Annotated in this window: 17 protein-coding genes; 5 read left to right on the top strand and 12 right to left on the bottom strand. The window is 64.0% G+C overall.

Features of this window, described 5'->3' with window-relative positions; genetic code table 11:
* The first annotated feature begins 213 nt into the window (after positions 1-213).
* Positions 214-723, top strand: coding sequence for a CarD family transcriptional regulator (locus J1C52_RS06150; protein ID WP_227427057.1), 510 nt, complete (start codon positions 214-216; stop codon positions 721-723).
* Positions 724-854: 131 nt separating this feature from the next.
* Positions 855-1,595, top strand: coding sequence for a YebC/PmpR family DNA-binding transcriptional regulator (locus tag J1C52_RS06145; protein ID WP_227427056.1), 741 nt, complete (start codon positions 855-857; stop codon positions 1,593-1,595).
* Between the two features lie 16 nt (positions 1,596-1,611).
* On the opposite strand, the gene J1C52_RS06140 is transcribed toward J1C52_RS06145, so the two are convergent.
* The 7 genes from J1C52_RS06140 to J1C52_RS06110 form a co-directional block, all read right to left on the bottom strand.
* On the bottom strand, positions 1,612-2,478 hold the full coding sequence (locus J1C52_RS06140; protein WP_370633232.1) for a DMT family transporter: 867 nt from the start codon (positions 2,476-2,478) through the stop codon (positions 1,612-1,614).
* 69 nt (positions 2,479-2,547) lie between these two features.
* On the bottom strand, positions 2,548-4,872 hold the full coding sequence (locus tag J1C52_RS15155) for a response regulator (RefSeq protein ID WP_227427054.1): 2,325 nt from the start codon (positions 4,870-4,872) through the stop codon (positions 2,548-2,550).
* 92 nt (positions 4,873-4,964) lie between these two features.
* Positions 4,965-6,116: an RsmB/NOP family class I SAM-dependent RNA methyltransferase gene (locus J1C52_RS06130; protein WP_227427053.1), complete on the bottom strand. Its 1,152-nt coding sequence runs from the start codon at positions 6,114-6,116 to the stop codon at positions 4,965-4,967.
* A gap of 9 nt (positions 6,117-6,125) precedes the next feature.
* Positions 6,126-6,677 carry a CvpA family protein gene (locus J1C52_RS06125; RefSeq protein ID WP_227427052.1) on the bottom strand — a complete coding sequence of 184 codons (552 nt, stop codon included), beginning with the start codon at positions 6,675-6,677 and terminating at the stop codon, positions 6,126-6,128.
* Between the two features lie 23 nt (positions 6,678-6,700).
* Positions 6,701-8,059 carry a DNA repair protein RadA gene (radA, locus tag J1C52_RS06120; RefSeq protein WP_227427051.1) on the bottom strand — a complete coding sequence of 453 codons (1,359 nt, stop codon included), beginning with the start codon at positions 8,057-8,059 and terminating at the stop codon, positions 6,701-6,703.
* Positions 8,060-8,083: 24 nt separating this feature from the next.
* Entirely contained in the window at positions 8,084-9,250 is a 1,167-nt protein-coding gene (locus J1C52_RS06115; protein ID WP_227427050.1) for a cation diffusion facilitator family transporter, read from the bottom strand.
* Between the two features lie 47 nt (positions 9,251-9,297).
* Positions 9,298-10,185: a LysR family transcriptional regulator gene (locus J1C52_RS06110; RefSeq protein ID WP_227427049.1), complete on the bottom strand. Its 888-nt coding sequence runs from the start codon at positions 10,183-10,185 to the stop codon at positions 9,298-9,300.
* Between the two features lie 100 nt (positions 10,186-10,285).
* On the opposite strand from J1C52_RS06110, the gene J1C52_RS06105 reads away from it, so the two are divergent.
* Together J1C52_RS06105 and J1C52_RS06100 are read left to right on the top strand one after the other, a co-directional pair.
* Positions 10,286-11,509 (top strand): acyl-CoA dehydrogenase, encoded by a 1,224-nt coding sequence (locus tag J1C52_RS06105; RefSeq protein WP_227427048.1) that lies wholly within the window; start codon positions 10,286-10,288, stop codon positions 11,507-11,509.
* 142 nt (positions 11,510-11,651) lie between these two features.
* The gene (locus tag J1C52_RS06100; protein WP_227427047.1) at positions 11,652-13,043 is read left to right on the top strand and encodes an aspartate aminotransferase family protein; all 1,392 of its coding nucleotides are present in this window, start codon (positions 11,652-11,654) and stop codon (positions 13,041-13,043) included.
* A gap of 32 nt (positions 13,044-13,075) precedes the next feature.
* On the opposite strand, the gene J1C52_RS06095 is transcribed toward J1C52_RS06100, so the two are convergent.
* The 3 genes from J1C52_RS06095 to J1C52_RS06085 all read right to left on the bottom strand — a co-directional run bounded on the left by J1C52_RS06095 (position 13,076) and on the right by J1C52_RS06085 (position 14,414).
* Complete coding sequence (locus tag J1C52_RS06095; protein ID WP_227427046.1) at positions 13,076-13,711, bottom strand: hypothetical protein; 636 nt, start codon at positions 13,709-13,711, stop codon at positions 13,076-13,078.
* A gap of 29 nt (positions 13,712-13,740) precedes the next feature.
* Positions 13,741-13,875, bottom strand: coding sequence for an aa3-type cytochrome c oxidase subunit IV (locus J1C52_RS06090; RefSeq protein ID WP_227427045.1), 135 nt, complete (start codon positions 13,873-13,875; stop codon positions 13,741-13,743).
* A gap of 77 nt (positions 13,876-13,952) precedes the next feature.
* Positions 13,953-14,414 carry an Lrp/AsnC family transcriptional regulator gene (locus J1C52_RS06085; RefSeq protein WP_227427044.1) on the bottom strand — a complete coding sequence of 154 codons (462 nt, stop codon included), beginning with the start codon at positions 14,412-14,414 and terminating at the stop codon, positions 13,953-13,955.
* A gap of 103 nt (positions 14,415-14,517) precedes the next feature.
* On the opposite strand from J1C52_RS06085, the gene J1C52_RS06080 reads away from it, so the two are divergent.
* Positions 14,518-14,763, top strand: coding sequence for a DUF6356 family protein (locus J1C52_RS06080; RefSeq protein ID WP_227427043.1), 246 nt, complete (start codon positions 14,518-14,520; stop codon positions 14,761-14,763).
* Positions 14,764-14,766: 3 nt separating this feature from the next.
* Here J1C52_RS06080 and J1C52_RS06075 read toward each other — a convergent pair whose 3' ends face one another.
* Both J1C52_RS06075 and J1C52_RS06070 read right to left on the bottom strand, forming a co-directional pair.
* Positions 14,767-15,795 carry an MBL fold metallo-hydrolase gene (locus J1C52_RS06075; RefSeq protein WP_227427042.1) on the bottom strand — a complete coding sequence of 343 codons (1,029 nt, stop codon included), beginning with the start codon at positions 15,793-15,795 and terminating at the stop codon, positions 14,767-14,769.
* Positions 15,792-17,480, bottom strand: a complete 1,689-nt coding sequence (locus tag J1C52_RS06070; RefSeq protein WP_227427041.1) for an acyl-CoA dehydrogenase — start codon at positions 17,478-17,480, stop codon at positions 15,792-15,794. Before J1C52_RS06070 ends, J1C52_RS06075 begins: the two co-directional genes overlap by 4 nt.
* Between the last annotated feature and the right edge of the window lie 34 nt (positions 17,481-17,514).

The following is a 17,514-nucleotide window of genomic DNA, read 5'->3' as shown; positions in this document are numbered from 1 at the left end:
GCCCCTGAAAACAGAGCTGTCATCCGATCGTCGCCAAGCCGCTTGGTTTTGCGGCATTTTTGTGTTATAGAATCGGGCAATATGAACACGCTCTGCATCGGTGGTCTTGCCAACTGCCGTTTTTTTGTCGCCAACGCTTAAGTGCTTCAGGAACCCGCGTTCCTGTTGCCAAATTTTGCGCCATGCGTCCGGGGCCTAGTGGGGAAAACCAGTATGACAAAAACGAAAAAATCCGAGTTTCGCGCGAATGAATACGTGGTCTATCCGGCCCATGGTGTCGGCCAGATCGTGTCGATCGAAGAACAGGAAATCGCGGGCCTGAAACTCGAACTTTTCGTTATCTCGTTCGAGAAAGAGAAGATGACGCTGCGCGTGCCGACCAACAAGGCCGTCACCGTGGGGATGCGCTCGCTCTCTTCGCCCGAAATCGTCGACAAGGCGCTTGCCACGCTGAAAGGCAAGGCGCGCGTGAAGCGGGCGATGTGGTCGCGCCGGGCGCAGGAATACGAGCAGAAGATCAATTCCGGCGACCTGCTGGCGATTGCCGAAGTGGTGCGCGACCTGCACCGCAGCGACGACCAGCGCGAGCAATCCTATTCGGAACGTCAGCTTTATGAAGCCGCGCTCGAGCGTCTGACCCGCGAAGTCGCCGCCGTGGCCGGTGGTGACGAAGTGGTTGCGCAGAAGCAGGTGAATGACGTTCTGGTCTCGCGCGCCGCGTAAGACCCGGTAAACACGACTGGCGAACGCCCGCACGGCCCCCGTGCGGGCGTTTTGCTTGGCCGGGCGGGCTTGTCTTGGGCAGCCCGTCTGGACTAAACACGCGCAAGACAATCAAACTCTCGGAGATTGCTATGGCAGGCCATTCCAAATGGGCCAATATCCAACACCGCAAGGGCCGTCAGGACGCGGTCCGTGCGAAGCTGTTTTCCAAGCTTTCCAAGGAAATTACGGTCGCCGCCAAAATGGGCGATCCGGACCCCGACAAGAACCCGCGCCTGCGTCTTGCGGTGAAAGAGGCGAAATCGGTGTCCATGCCCAAGGACAATATCGAGCGCGCGATCAAGAAATCGCAGGGCGGCGATGCCGAAAGCTACGATGAAATCCGCTACGAGGGCTATGGCCCTGGCGGCGTGGCCGTGATTGTCGAGGCGATGACCGACAACCGCAACCGCACCGCTTCGAACGTGCGCTCGACCTTCTCGAAGAATGGCGGCAATCTGGGCGAAACAGGGTCGGTGGCCTTCATGTTCGACCGCATGGGCCGGATCGTCTATCCCGCAAGCGCGGGCGATGCCGACAGCGTCATGCTGGCCGCGATTGATGCCGGGGCGGAAGACGTGGAAAGCGGCGAGGAAGAGCATGTCATCTGGTGCGCCGATACCGACCTGAACGCGGTGTCCACCGCGCTCGAAGCCGCGCTGGGCGAGGCCGAAAGCACCAAGCTGGTCTGGAAGCCGCAAACCACGACAGAGCTGGACCTGGAGGGTGCGCGCGCGTTGATGAAGCTGATCGACGCGCTGGAAGATGATGACGACGTCCAGAACGTGACCGCGAATTTCGAGGTCTCTGACGAGGTAATGGCAGAGCTGTAAATACCTGCGGTGCCGGTCAGGGGGCCGGCACCGCGCGCTTCGCCTGCTTGCGCAACATGGCCTCGCGCCAGGTGATGAACAGCACCGACGCCATGATGACCATGCCGCCCAAGACCACGAACAGGTCCACGGGTTCGGCAAAGAACATGGCACCGATGGCCACGGCCCAGACCAGTTGCAGGAAAGTGACGGGCTGCGTGACGGTGACGGGCGCGGCGGCGAAGGCGCGGGTCATGCTGTAATGCCCCGCCGTGGCAAAGGCCGCGACCGCCAGCAACCCCAAAAGCTGCGCAGCCGTCGGCGGCACCCAGACGGCATAGGCCAAGGGCGAAAGCGCGACCGTCACGGCCACCGACAGCATCGCAACCACCATGCTGGCCGAAACCTGCCCGCTGAGACGCTTTGCCATCAGGTAGGACGCGGCGAAGAAGATCGCGGTGCCCAGCATGGCCAAGTGACCGCTTGACACCTCGCGCAACCCCGGCCGCAGGATGACGAGCGCACCCAGAAACGCCACGAGCACGGCGAGCAGGCGGCGCAGGGCCAAGCGTTCCCCTAGGAACAACGCCGCGCCGAGGGTGACATAGACGGGCGTCAGGTAATTCATCGCCGTTACCTCGGCGATCGGGATCTGGGTCATGGCATAGAACCAAAGCGCCACGCCCAACGCATGTATGGCGCCGCGCAGCGCGAACACGCCCAACACCATGCGGCTGAACCGGCTGTCGCGCAGCGCGGGCCACATCGGCACAAGAAAAACCAACCCAAGCAGGTAGCGCAAAAAGGCTTGCTGCGCGGCGGGAAGATCGTCGCCCAGGTATTTGACAAGGGCCGTCACCGCGACAAAGCACAGGCCCGTCAGGAACATCCAGAGCATGCCCATGATAGGGCGCGAGTCGGGCGCAGTGTTTATCATGTGTAACAGTTTGCACGCGGCGCGCCGCGGCGCAAGTTATGCCGCTTCGGTCACGGATCGCAGCTGATCGTTCACGATCTGGGTGAACTCTGCCAGCGAAAACGGCTTGCCGATGAAGACGGCCTTGCCAAAAGCCGCTTGTGCCGCCACGCGGCTGTCCTCGGCATAGCCAGACATGAACACGATGGGCGTGTCGGGAAAGCTGTCGCGTATCTGAGAGACCCATGCCGGCCCGTCCAGCCCCGGCATGATGACATCGGTCACGATGACATCGGGGCGCTGGCCGGGCTCTTGCAAGATCTCGAGTGCCGCTTCGCCGCAATCGGCTTCCAGCACACGGTGGCCCTGCAATTGCAGCGCGCGCGCCGCGAAAGACCGGACCGGCGCTTCATCCTCGACCAGCAACACGGTGCTGCGGGCAACGCTTGCGACTGCGGGCTGCTTTGCCGCAGGTGCCGTGTTCTGCGGCTGTGCAACCGGTGCCTGCGCCGCGAAATAGATCGAGAAGGTCGTGCCCTCACCTTCTTCGCTGTCGACAAAGATGAAACCGCCCGATTGCTTGATAATGCCGTAGACCGTTGACAGCCCCAGCCCCGTGCCCTCGCCCTGACGTTTGGTGCTGAAGAACGGATCAAAGGCTTTCGCCTTGACACTTGGCGACATGCCCATGCCCTCATCGCGCACCCGGATCACGGCATAATCGCCCGGCGGCACAGTGGCCCGGTCGCGGGCAAGCCCGTTCGCAAGATGACAGCGTTCAGTTTCGATCACGACCTCGCCGCCCATCGGCATCGCATCGCGCGCGTTGACGACAAGGTTCATCAGCACTTGTTCGAATTGCCGCTTGTCAGAGCGGATCAGCGGCATATCGGCGCCGTAGCGCAGCGTTAGCGTAACGCGTTCGCCGACAAGGCGGTTCAAAAGGTGGATCGTATCCGCTAGCAGGTCATGCAGGTCCAGCGTTTCGAACTGGAGCGTTTGCTTGCGGGAGAACGCCAGCAATTGCCGCACCAGAGCCGCCGCGCGGTTGGTGTTTTGCTGGATCTGCATCAGGTCAGGGTAGTCCGTGTCGCTGCGGTCATGGCGCAGCAGGATCAGGTCGCAATGCCCCGAGATCGCGGTCAGCAGGTTGTTGAAATCATGCGCGACCCCGCCCGCAAGCTGACCGATTGCCTGCATCTTCTGGCTTTGGGTGAACTTGGCTTCCAGCGCCTTGAATTCGGTCGCGTCATGCATGATCGCCAGCAGATCGCCGGTCGCGCCGTAAGGGCGCAGGGTGACTTGCAAAAAGCGTTCGCCCGCCGGGCTAACAGTGCGCAGCACTTCGGTCGCCGTGCCCAGTCGGCCCGCGCGCAAATCCGCCAACCATTCCTCGACCGGGCGCCCAAGCCCTTCCAGCAGCTCGCAAAAACTGGGGTGGCTGTTACCACGCAGTCGCAGCAAACGCTGTGTTTCGTCATTGAACCAGGATAGCCGCGCATCGGAATCTATCAGGGCGATCGCAACGGGAAGCGTTTGCAAGGCGTCAAGATCGCTGCCTTCCAGCACCACATCCTCGGCCCGCCCCAAAAGCGCGATCGTTTCGGTCCCATCCTCTGCGACCAAGCGCATGGCCTGATGGCGCAGCCCGTTCAGCCGGTCGGAGAGGCTGGTCAAAACCCCCGGCTGCGGCAAAGGCAGGTCGAACAGGTCGGACAACCGACGCGGGCGCAGCCTGTCGGGCTTCACCAGCGAAGGCGAGACATATCGGATCGCGCCGGTGCGATCCGCCTGAACGAGTTGGAACGGCAGGTCATCGCGCGTGTCGGCCCGTTCTTGCAAGGTGATTTGCCATAGCATTTTGCCATGGCCTGCGGGCCGAACAGATGCCTGCCAGTCGCCTTCATCCAGCGGAACATTGTGGCGCGCTACACCAGAGGCATGGGCCATTTCGTGCAGGCGTTCGGCCAGCGTGGCCGGTTGAGCGGTAATGTCGGCCAGCAGCCGGGCAACATTTTCACCCGCCGTCGCATGGCCCAAGGCGGTGGCGCTGGCGTTCATCCAGAGGATATGCCGAGACCCGTCGCCAACCAAAAAGACACCCTCTTGCGACCCGCCATAGAGCGCTTCGATCGTTGCGATGTCGCGTCCAAGCCGCCACCGTGAGATGCTGGCCCAAAGCCAGATCAGGGTACCCGAACAGACCATGGACATACCTGCGACATCCAGCAAAAGCGGCCAGATTCCGCCGCCATGCGCCCAGACACCGGCACCAAGCAGACCGAGGCCCAGCGCCACAACAAGGCCCAGCAGCCGACGCCGCCCGCGAAACGGACCGACGACGTTGAAGTCGATTGAAGTTCCCGAACTGGAAGCGGCCACGCGATCCTCTGAAGTTGCTGCGACAAGCTTTGCCGGCAAAAAGTTAATTTCACTTTAACCGGAGCCGATAGTCATGCAACCTAAAGGTGTTATTAACTCGCCTTTGAAATGAGCGCCGCGAAGAACCCGTCGCCACCATCGAGCGGCGTGAAGCTGCGCTGCCACAGGCAGGATGCCTGCGCGTTTTTTGCAACGAACGCGTCCACTTGGTGCGCATTCTCTTCCAGAAGCAGCGAACAGGTGGCATAGGCCAGATGCCCGCCCGGTCGCACATGGTCCCAAGCCCGCGACAGGATTTCGGACTGAAGCGACTGCAACTGTTTCAGCCGCGACTCTGAGAGGGTCCATTTGCCTTCGGGCGCGCGCCGCCACGCGCCGCTGCCGGAACAAGGCACATCGGTCAGCACAAGGTCGAACAGTCCCTTGGGCGTCGTTTGCACCGCGATTCGCGCTTCCGCGCGGGCCGCGCGCTCGGGCAGATCCCGCATCCGGGCCGGATCTGCATCATGCGCTGTGACATCGGCGCCGCGCGCGGCCATGGCCAGCGCCTTGCCACCACCGCCCGCGCAAAAATCCAGAACGCGCAGGCCAGTCAGGTCGGGCAGCGCCGCGACCACGGCTTGCGAAGCGGCGTCTTGCAATTCCACAAGCCCCGTCTGAAAGGTATTCGACTGGCGCAGGCGGCGGGCGTTTTCGGTCAGGACCAGACCCGTCTGGGCCAATGGGGCCGGGTGGGATTCGATCCCGTCCTCGCGCAGGCTGTCGGCGGCTTTCTCGACCGTGATGCGGGCGATATTCACCCGCACGAAGACCGGCGCGCGCTGGCGCATGGCCCCCAGCACCGCGTCACACTCGTCACCCAAGCCTGCGTCAAGCTTGGGCAATATCCAGTCGGGACAATCCAGCGCCACGGCGCGCGGCATGCGGGCCGGGTTGGGCGCGTCCGCGTCCGTCAGCGGCTGCGGCGCATAGCCTTCGCCCGTGAACAGCTCTGCCGGGTCGCGGCCCGCGTCGCGCAGCAACCCCAGAACCAGCCCGCGCCCATCCGCCCGCCCGCCAAGATGGGCGAAGGAGCGTTTGCAGCGGATACAGTCGAACACATGATCGCGGATCGCGGCGCGGTCCTTGGACCCGGCAAAGCGGTTGGCGCGCGCCCAGTTCGTCAAGACCTGCTCGGCAGGTTTGCCGTCAAGGATGGTATCCAGAATCTCTGTGGCGGCTTGCAGCCGGGCGGCCGGGGTCATGCCACGCGCTTAGCGGCAGCCGACGGTCAGTTGCTCATAGCGGGCGACCAGCCAGTTCGGGGCATCGGACGGAACGGCATTGTTCAGGTTGCCCGAAAGCTGCCCGAAGACAGCCGCGGAACGCGAGTTTTCCACCATCTCGACCGAACCGGGGGGAACGGCGCGGTCAAAGACAAGAAGCGCCACGGCGACCAGCAAGATGCCGCGCACCACGCCAAAGAAAAAGCCCATGCCCTGGTCGATCCCGCCCAGCGCCGAATTGCGGATGAACGAGGAAAACAGCGGCGTGAACAAGGACGCCAGCACCAGCGCCAGCGCGAAGACCGCCGCAAAGGCTGCGATCACGGTCAGTTCGCAGCTATCGCCCAAGAAATCGCCAAGGTAGGGGATTTCACGCACAAGGGGTTGTGCGGCGGGGGCCAGCATGAAGGCCAGAACCGCGGCCACGATCCAGCCGATGATCGCCAGAGTTTCGCGCACGAAGCCGCGCGAATAGGCCAGAATGCCCGACACGATGATGATAACGGCGACACCTGCATCGACCAGTGTGAACGTGTCCATGACCTAACTCCTGCTGTCGCGGCTTACCCCGCGCCGAAAACCTGTCCTACCACCTGTGCCAGATCGGGCATCTGGTTCAGCCGCATCCCGCCCATGTCGATGGGTTTTGCAAGGCTTGGGCCGATAGCAGCGCTAAAACCAAGTTTTTGGGCTTCTTTCAACCTGTTTTCGGTCTGCACCACCGGGCGAAGCGCGCCAGACAGGCTGATTTCGCCAAAAACCACTGTTTCGGGCGGAAGTGCATGATCTTCGCGCGCAGAGAGAAGCGCGCAGGCCAGTGCCAGATCGGCGGCGGGTTCCATGACACGCATCCCGCCCGCGACGTTCAGGAACACGTCCATGCCTGCAAAGGGAATGCCGCAGCGGGCTTCCAGCACGGCCAGAACGGTGGACAGCCGCGCGCTGTCCAGCCCCACCACGGTGCGGCGCGGCGTGCCCAAGGGCGAGGGCGCGACGAGCGCCTGAATTTCGGTCAGGACGGGCCGCGTGCCTTCCATGCCTGCGAAGACCACGGACCCCGGCGCGGGCGTGCCGCGTTCGGACAGGAACAGGGCCGAGGGGTTGGCCACTTCTGACAGGCCCGTGCCCGTCATCTCGAACACGCCGATTTCATCCGCCGGGCCGAAGCGGTTCTTGACCGCTCGCAGGATGCGGAACTGGTGGCCGCGCTCGCCCTCAAAATAAAGCACCGTGTCGACCATATGCTCGACCACGCGCGGACCTGCGATCTGCCCCTCCTTGGTGACATGGCCGACGATGATGACCGACACGCCGCGCCGCTTGGCAAAGCTGACCAATTCATGCGCCGCCGCGCGCACTTGGGCGACGGACCCCGGCGCGCTGTCCACTGTGTCGAGCCACATGGTCTGGATCGAATCGATCACCACAAGATCGGGGCGCTCTGCATCGAGCGTGGTCAGGATGTCTCGCAGATGGGTTTCGGCACCCAGTTGCACCGGCGCATCCGACAGGCCCAGACGCGCCGCGCGCAGGCGCACCTGCGCCGCCGCTTCCTCGCCAGAGATATACATGCAGCGCGCACCGGCGCGGGCAAAGGCCGCCGTGGCCTGCAACAAAAGCGTGGATTTGCCGATGCCGGGATCGCCACCCACAAGAATGGCGCTTGCCGCGACCAGCCCGCCGCCCAGAACGCGGTCCAACTCTTCCATGCCGGATCGTTGGCGCGGCGGCGGGGCTTCGGCATCGGCCAATGATCCGAGCGCGATGGTCTTGCCCTTCAGTGCCCGCGCGCCGGGGCCGACCGATAAGGGCGCTTCTTCGACGATGGTGTTCCAGCCACCGCAGGCATCGCATTGACCCGCCCATTTACGGTGGGTCGCACCACAGGCGGTGCAGGTAAACTGGGGCGATGCCTTGGCCATGGCGCCGGTTATGACGCGCGGGCGCTAGGCTTGCAAGCCGCTCTGCTCGTCCGCTTGGCGGTGCAGGCTGAGGGCGCGCAATTCCGGCAAGGTCTGGCGCAGAGAGTCGGTCAGATCGGCCTCTGTCGCGGCATGGTCGGCATTCGCGTGCAGGCTGGCCAGAAGTTCGACATGCAGCCCGTCTTCGAAATAGCCAAGCTGCACGCGGGCGACACTGGCCACCATCGGATGCGCTTGGGCAAGCGTCAGGATCAGCCCCTCTATCTCGCCGCGCAAGGGGGCTTCGGTCGCGCCAAAGCCATCGAAATGACCCGCCGGTTCGACATGGATAATCAGGTCTTCCAGCGCGTCTATGCGGCCCAAGGCGTCGGCGCGGGCGGCTTCGGCAATGCGGTGGCCTTCGGTCACGGTGATATGCGGGTCCACCATGATCGACACATCTGCCACGGCCCGCGCGCCGTGCTGGCGCATCCGCAGATCGCGCAGCCCTTGCACACCCGGCGTGCGTGACAGGCTGTCTTGCAGGTCGGCGCGCAACCCGTCGGGGGCTTGGGTATCGACCAGTTCATCGACGGCACCCTTGCCGAATTCCCACGCGACCCGGCCCAGCATGGCAGCGATGACGATGGCCGCGACCGGATCGCCCCACGCAAAACCAAGTTGTGCAGCCCCAACCCCCACGAGTGCCACGACGGACGACAGCGCATCGGTCCGGTGGTGCCACGCATTGGCGATAATCATCCGCGACCCTTCGCGCGCGCCCACCGCGCGGGTGTAGTGATAAAGCGCCTCTTTCCCGACGATGGACAGGGCGATCACGCCCAAAGCCCAGACACCGGGCGCGCTGACCGCGCCCGTGACAAGGCGCACCGCCGCATCCCATGCAATGCCAAGTCCCGTCAGCAACAGAACCGCCGACAGCGCCAGCGTGGCCAGAGTTTCAAACCGGCCATGGCCGTAGGGGTGGTCTTCGTCCGGGGCAAGGTGCGAATGCCGCAATGCCCACAGGACCAGCACATCCGACACAAGGTCCGACAGCGAATGCACCCCATCCGCCACCAGCGCCGGGCTGGCCAGAACAAGCCCGGCCGCGATTTTCGCTGCGGACAGCACCACGTTGACCAGCGCGCCCACAAGGGTGACGCGGGTTTTCGCATGATCCTTTGACGCGGGAAGCAAGGGCGCGGTCATCTGGGCTACCTTGGGACGGGAATGCACCAGCTTACCAAGCCCAGGGGTCAGGCGAAAGCCCCGTCACCGCGCGCAACCTCTGTCAGCAGCCAGTCGCGAAAGGCATCGGTCGCGGGGTTGGGGCGCGCGGTGTCCGGCGTCATCAGCCAGTAGCCGCCGCCATTGGCCCATGGCGCACCAAGCGGCACAACTTCGCCGCGCGCGAGTTCGGGCTGGAACAGGAACCCCGGCAGAAGCGCCACGCCAAGCCCCGCGATACAGGCCTGCGCCATGGTCGAGACATGTTCGAACACCATCTGCGCCGGGCCGGGGTCGGGCAAGCCTTGTGCCGCGCACCAATCCGCCCATTCGCGCGGACGGCTGGCCAGTGACAAGCGCGGGCTTCGAGCAATCTGCAAGAGGCTGAGCGGCGCGAGTGCGGGCGCGGCGCAAGGCTGCACCCGGTCCTCGAACAAGAGCGTGGCTTTTGTCCCCGGCCAACCGGCGCGGCCGGCATGGATGGCGGCGGCCAGCCCCTCGGCGGCCAGGTCGAACTGGCCGATGCGCGTGGTGAAATGCACGGTAATGTCGGGGTGGTTGCGCAAGAAGCGCGGTAGGCGCGGCATCAGCCAACGGGTGCCGAAAGTGGGCAGAATGGCAAGCGTCAACTGGTTCGGGCTGGCCTGCAAGGCCAAGCCCGCGCGCTGCAACTGCCCCAATGCCGCGCGCGCGGCGGTGGCGTATTCGGCCCCTTCCGGGGTCGGCACGACCTCTCTTGGGCCGCGTTGTAACAGCGTGACGCCCAACTGCCGCTCCAGCGCCGCCACTTGGCGCGACACCGCCGATTGCGTCAGTGCCAATTCCTGCGCGGCGGCGGTAAAGCTGCCAAGGCGTGCCACGGCCTCATAGGCTTGCAGGCTGGCGGTGCTGGGCAGGTCGCGACGCGGCAGGGACATATGTATTCCATTTTGGAATGAGCGTTTTCAGAATTATCCTTTTATCATTGTGCCCATGCAAGCTAAGACATGCGGAAATCGCCTGATACTGGAGGACATGATGCCCTTGGACAAGCCCGCCCTGAAAGCCAAAGACGCCGCCGAACTTGGCAGCTTTAGCTGGGATGACCCCTTGCGGCTGGAGCGCCAATTGTCCGAGGACGAGCGCATGTTGCGCGATGCCGCGCAGGAATTCGCACAATCCACGCTGCAACCACGCGTGATCGACGCCTACCGCGAAGAGACTGCCGCGCCAGAGCTGTTCCCGCTGATGGGCGACGCGGGTCTGCTAGGCGCGACCCTTCCCGAGGAATATGGCGGCTTGGGCGCGAATTACGTGACCTACGGGCTGATCGCGCGCGAAATCGAGCGCGTCGATTCGGGCTATCGCAGCATGATGTCGGTGCAATCCTCGCTCGTGATCTATCCGATCTATGCCTATGGCAGCGAAGAGCAGCGCCAGAAATACCTGCCGGGCCTGTGTTCGGGCAAGCTGATTGGGTGTTTCGGGCTGACCGAACCCGATGCCGGGTCTGACCCCGCCGGCATGAAAACCCGCGCCGAGAAGACCGCCAACGGCTACAAGCTGACCGGGTCCAAGATGTGGATCTCGAACGCGCCTTTTGCCGATGTGTTCGTCATCTGGGCCAAGTCCGACGCGCATGGCGGGCGCATTCGCGGTTTCGTGCTGGAAAAAGGTATGAAGGGGCTGAGCGCGCCCAAGATCGCGGGCAAGCTGAGCTTGCGCGCCTCGACCACCGGCGAGATCGTGATGGACGGGGTCGAGGTGGGCGAAGACGCGCTTCTGCCATATGTCGAGGGCTTGAAAGGCCCGTTCGGCTGTTTGAACCGCGCGCGCTATGGCATTGCATGGGGCGTGATGGGGGCTGCCGAATTCTGCTGGCACGCCGCGCGCCAATACGGTCTGGACCGCAAGCAATTCGACAAGCCGCTCGCGGGCACGCAACTGTTCCAGAAGAAACTGGCCGATATGCAAACGGAAATCGCGCTTGGCCTGCAAGCCGCGCTGCAAGTGGGCCGCCTGATGGACGCAGCCGATGCCGCGCCCGAGATGATCTCGCTCATCAAGCGCAACAACTGCGGCAAGGCGCTGGACGTCGCGCGCCACGCCCGCGATATGCATGGCGGCAACGGCATTTCCGAGGACTACCAAGTCATGCGCCACATGGTGAACCTTGAAACGGTCAACACATATGAAGGCACGCATGACGTGCACGCGCTGATCCTGGGCCGGGCGCAAACCGGGCTTCAGGCGTTTTTCTGACGCGGCCAAGGGCCAAGATGGCGCACCGCCGGGCATGGGCCCAGCGGTGCAAGCGCTTGGGTCACGGCGAAGCAGCACGCCATCGCTTGACCCCGCAAACGCCGCTTCTATGCTGCGCCAGACTGATTTCACGGAGCACGACATGTCGCTGACAAACACGCTGCCCACCGCCGAGTTGCAGGCGCTGGACGCGGCCCATCACATGCACCCGTTTACCGCCAATGGCGCCTTGGGCAAAAAGGGCGCGCGGATCATCACCCGCGCGCAGGGCGTGCGCCTGACCGACAGCAATGGCGAGGAACTGATCGACGGCATGGCAGGGCTGTGGTGCGTCAATATCGGCTACGGGCGCGAGGAACTGGCCGAAGCCGCCGCGCGCCAGATGCGCGAATTGCCCTTCTACAACACGTTTTTCCAGACCAGCCATGTGCCGGCCCTGACCTTGGCCGCGCGGCTGGCCGAACTGGCGCCGGGCGATCTGAACCATGTATTCTTCGCAGGCTCCGGGTCAGAGGCCAACGACACCAATATTCGCCTTGTGCGCCAATATTGGGCGCTGAAGGGCCAGCCAAAGCGCACCACCATCATCGCGCGGCGCAATGGCTATCACGGGTCCACCATGGGTGGCGGGTCGCTTGGCGGTATGGCGGCGATGCACGCGCAGGGCGGGCTGCCCATTCCCGGCATCGTGCATATCGACCAGCCCTATTGGTGGGGCGAAGGTGGCGAGATGACGCCGGAGGAATTCGGCATCACCCGCGCGCGTCTGCTGGAAAAAAAGATCCTTGAACTGGGGCCGGAAAACGTCGCGGCCTTCATCGCAGAGCCAGTGCAAGGCGCGGGCGGCGTGATTATTCCTCCCGACAGCTATTGGCCCGAAGTGCAGCGGATCGTCGACCAATACGGCATTCTTCTGATCGCGGATGAGGTCATCACCGGCTTTGGCCGCCTAGGCCATTGGTTCGGGTCGCAAAGCTACGGCATCCGCCCGCATGTGATGACCATCGCCAAGGGGCTGTCGTCGGGCTACCAGCCCATCGGCGGGTCGATCGTCTGCGATGAAGTGGCCAACACCATCGCACAGGATGAATTCAACCACGGCTATACCTATTCAGGCCACCCGGTTGCTGCGGCGGTAGCGCTTGAAAACCTGCGCATTCTGGACGAGGAAGCAATCATCACCCGCGTTCGCAATGAAACTGCGCCCTATCTGGCGCAGGCCTGGGCGCGATTGGCCGATCACCCTCTGGTGGGCGAGGCCGTCAGCCGCGGCATGATGGCAAGCCTTGCCCTGACGCCAGACAAGACCCGCCGCGCGGCGTTCAAGGCCGACGCGGGGACGGCGGGCTATATCTGCCGCGAATATTCTTTCGGCAACAATCTGGTCATGCGCCATGTCGGCGACCGCATGATTATCGCGCCGCCCTTGGTAATTAGCCCGACCGATATTGACGAACTGATCGCCCGCGCCACCAAGACGCTGGACCAGACACTCGCACATCTGCACCGCGAAGGGATGATGGTCGCGGCCTGACGCGTGCGCTTTGGCAAAGGCAGGTGCCGCCCCTAAAGCGGTGCCTGCACACCGTAAACCTGCCGTTGCAGGTCGGGGGCGTCGTAATGCAGCTCATGCGTGATGACACCCGGCATCTGCGCGATCTGTTCCATCAGCTTGTGCGGGTAATAGCTGGAGCGCAGGTTCTCGAACCCCGGCAATTCACGCAAGATACGTATTGTCGACACGGCACATTGCGCGGGCGGCACCGGACCCGCCGCGGCAGCCAGTGCCTTGGCGCGCAGGGCCGTTTCCATGGACACCGGAATACGCTGGATGACCGAGTAATGGGTCTCTCGCGTGTGGCTCAGGTAGAACGACGCGCCAATGCGTGGGGTCATCCCGTAATGCAGATCGTTGCGCTCGGGCACCTCGGGCAGTTTCCAGCTACCGGCGGGGTCAAACAGCACGCGCTCATCGGCATTGATGAACAAAGCCGTATGGTCCCCCCGCTTGGAGCGATAGTTCATGATCGTCACGACCGTCAGCTCTGGCCGCCCGCCATGCACGTAACGCGCCGCCTGAACTGCCGCATCAGGCGCCCAGACGCGTTCGCCGGCACAAGCCGCCAGCGTGAAGGCGGCCACCACCATAAGCACGAAGGCGCGCAGCCACGGCAGGCTTTGCCGGGGAATCATTGCTTGCATGACCGATCCTGCTTGAAAGGCGTGACGCGTCAGCCGTTGACGAGGGCGATGAAGATCAAGGTGCCGATGCTGATCGCAGCACCCCATGTCACCATGCGCATGAACCCGTCAAAGGTCTTTTGCTGGGTGGTGATGTCCATTTTGCCATGCTCGTGTTCGGCCATGTCAAACTCTCCGTGTTCGCGTGCGTTTCTTGGTGATTACCCCATCAGCACGAAGCTGTCATCCCTTTTGCAACGCCCTAAAGCGGCAAGGCCGTGGTTTCCTTCAGAAACTCCATCACGAAGCTGGCGGAAATGTCAGAGACAGGCACGCGCGCGGTCAACGCCTTGTAGAATTGGTCATAGGCAGCCATGTCGGCCACCCGCACCCGCAGCATGTAATCCAGATCGCCGGTCATCCGGTAGGCGCTGACCACCTGCGGCATGGCATTCACCGCCCGCTCGAACCGGTCGCGCCACTGGGTGTCGTGCGCATTGGTGCGGATCAGGACGACCGCCATCAACGGGCAGCCCAGCGCCTCTGGGTCCAGCACGGCTGGGCGCGCGCGGATCACGCCGGTCTGCTCCAGGTGTTTGACGCGCCGCCAGCAAGCATTGCGCGACAGGCCCGCCAGTTCCGCCAGCGCGTCCATCGACAAGGTGGCATCGGCTTGCAGGGCACGCAGCAGCCTGCGATCAATTTCATCCAGAGCATCTGTCATAGTTTGGGATGTAATCCCAAAATTACTCGAAAGAAAGCACTCTTTGGGATCAGCTTTGGTCGCGCCACGATAAAGTCGTCGCCATCAACCCATAGGAGTTCCCATGTCCAGCACCGACCCGCAAGCGCCCGCCAGTTCTGCCTTTGCACGGCTTTTCACCGACCACCCGGCCAGTGTCGACGAGAGCTATTTCCAGCATATGCGCTTCGCGCTGGGGTTTTCCGGGACGCTGGCATTGGCCGCCGGTGCGGCCTTGCTGCACGCTGTAATCCCGGCGTTGTGTGAAACCACCGCCAGCCGGATGGTGCACGCCTTGCACGCACGTCTGTCGAACCGGCACCGCGCCTGACGGTTAGACCCTGCGCCACAGCCACGCGCCATCTGGCCCCATCTCGCGCCGGGCGCGGCCTTGGCGCTCCAAATGGTTCAGATGCGCAACCGCTTCGACCAAGGCCAGCCCATAGGTGCCTTCGGTAATCTGACGCTTGAACAGCGGTGCAAAGCACTCGCTGGCGCGGCGGGGCTGCGACAGGCAGTCCTCCAGCCGGGCAAGCGCACCATGGTGGTTGTCGATTTTTTGGCGCAGCCGCAAGGGCAACCCGGTGAAGGGCAGCTTGTGGCCGGGCAGCACAAGATGGTCCGGTCGCGCGACACTCTGGAACCGGGCGCAACTGTCCATCCATTCCGCCACCGGGTCGGCCATGGGTTCGGTCGCGTAGACCCCCAGATTGGGCGAGATCGACGGCAAAAGCTGGTCGGCCCCAAGCACAAGGTTGCAGTCGCGACTCCAAAGCGTGATCTGGTCGGGCGCGTGGCCTTGGCCCAGCCGCACGTCCCAGTCGCGCCCGCCCGCGCGCAGCACATCGCCCTCTGACAGGCGCTTGAAGCCCAAGGGCAGCGGCGCGACAACATCGGCGAAGTTGAACGGGCGCTCACCGGCGCGCTTGGCCAGAATATCCGGGTCCATTCCCGCGCCCCGCCAAAAGGCCAGCGTTTCCGGCGGCGGGCGGTCTTGATCGTCCAGCGTCAGCATCCGCGCGAACAGCCATGCGGTGCGCGAGGTGGCAAGCTCGGCCCCCCCTGCCTGAAACCAGCCAGCGAGCCCGATATGGTCTGGGTGGTGGTGGCTGACGATCACGCGCGTTACGGGTTTGCCGCGCAGCGGTCCGGCCAAAAGCTTGACCCATGCACCGCGCGTGCGCTTGGTGTCGAAGCCCGTGTCGAACACGGTCCAGCCATCGCCATCGTCCAGCGCGTAGACATTGACATGATCCAGCGCCATCGGCAGCGGCATCCGCGCCCAGAAGATGCCGGGCGCAATTTCTTGCGCCGTGCCCTCGTCGGGCGGGGCATCGAACGGGTAACGGATCGTGCGTGTCACGCGGTCAGATCCTCTGGCGCAAGGCTCAGATAGGTGGCGGGGTCGGCGCGCATCGCGGCCAGATGGGCGCTGTGTTCCGGCAGCAGGTGGTCCAGATAGACGCGGGCCAACGCAATCCGCGGCGCTTCGCCAGACTGCGCCGCCTTCAGGTGCATATGCGCGCCCAACACACGCGCAAAGGCGCGCAGATAGGCGGTCGCACCGCCCGCGCGCGCCAGCATGTCTTGCGACAGCATCCACTCGGTCGCCACGCGCAGCGCCTGCACGGCCTCCGCCACAGGCGCGCCCATATCGGACGCGCGCGCCGTGTCCGCCATGTCATCCAGCAGTGCAAAGGCCGCCGTGCCGCCATCGCCCAGTTTGCGGCCCACAAGGTCCAGCGCCTGAATGGCGTTCGTGCCCTCGTAAATCGCGGTCACGCGCACATCGCGCAGGAATTGGGCCGCACCCGTTTCCTCGATGAAGCCCATCCCGCCATGGATCTGGATGCCCATGTCCGACACGGCGATCCCGGTATCGGTGCCATAGGCCTTGGTGATCGGTGTCAGCCAGCCCGCGCGCGCGGCCCAACCCGCGCCCCCGGTGGCCGTGGCCATGTCGATGGCCACGCAATTCGCGAGCGCGATGGCACGGGCCGCGAAGACCTCGGCGCGCATGATCGCCAGTTGGCGGCGAATATCGGGGTGGTCGATGATCGCGGTCGCGCCCTTGGGCGTTGGCCCTTGCTTGCGGTCCTGCGCATAGGCCAGCGCGTGCTGATACGCCCCCTCGGCCGCGCCAATGCCCTGCACGCCCACGCCCACACGCGCGTTGTTCATCATGGTAAACATCGCGGCGAGCCCCTTATGCGGCGCGCCGACCAACCAGCCTGTCGCGCCCTCATACTCCATCACGCAGGTCGGAGAGCCGTGAATACCCAGCTTATGCTCCAGGCTGACCACGCGCAGGCTGTTGGGCGCGCCAAGGCTGCCATCCGCGTTCGGGATGATCTTTGGGACCAGAAACAGGCTGATCCCTTTGGACCCGGCGGGCGCATCGGGCAGCCGCGCCAGCACCAGGTGGCAGATGTTCTGCGTAAAGTCGCAATCGCCCCAAGAGATGTAGATCTTCTGACCCGACACGCGGTAAGTGCCGTCCTCTTGCGGTTCGGCCTTGGACCGCAGCGCGGCCAGATCGGTGCCCGCCTGCGGTTCCGTCAGGTTCATCGTGCCCGACCATTCGCCGGAAATCAGCTTGGGCAGATACAGCGCCTTTATGTCGTCGGATGCGTGATGCTCCAGCGCCTCGATCTGGCCTTGGGTCAGAAGCGGGTTCATCTGCAAGGACAGGCAAGCTGCCGACATCATTTCATAAAACGCGGTCGAGACGGTTTGCGGCATTCCCATCCCGCCAAACTCCGGATCGGCGGAAATCCCGATCCAGCCCCCCTCGGCCAGCGCAGCAAAGCCCTCGGCATAGCCGGGCGGGCTGACGACGGCACCATTTTCCAGCCGCGTGGGGGTCACGTCGCCGGGGCGGCGCAGAGGGGCGATGACCTCGGAACACAGCCGCCCGCCTTCGGAGAGGATGGCTTGAACCATGTCCGGCGTCGCTTCTACAAAGCGATCGGTCGCGCGGACCTGATCGAAAGCCACGATCTGCTCAAGGATGAAGTCGAAATCGCGCAAAGGGGGCGTGTAGGGCATGGGCCGCTCCGTCAGGCTGGACAGGATGTTGCCC

Source organism: Roseibaca sp. Y0-43 (genome assembly GCF_020667835.1).
In the GTDB taxonomy this organism is placed as follows: Bacteria; Pseudomonadota; Alphaproteobacteria; order Rhodobacterales; family Rhodobacteraceae; genus Roseinatronobacter.
The sequence above is the reverse complement of the archived record's forward strand: the minus strand, read 5'-3'. Positions and strand labels throughout refer to the sequence as shown.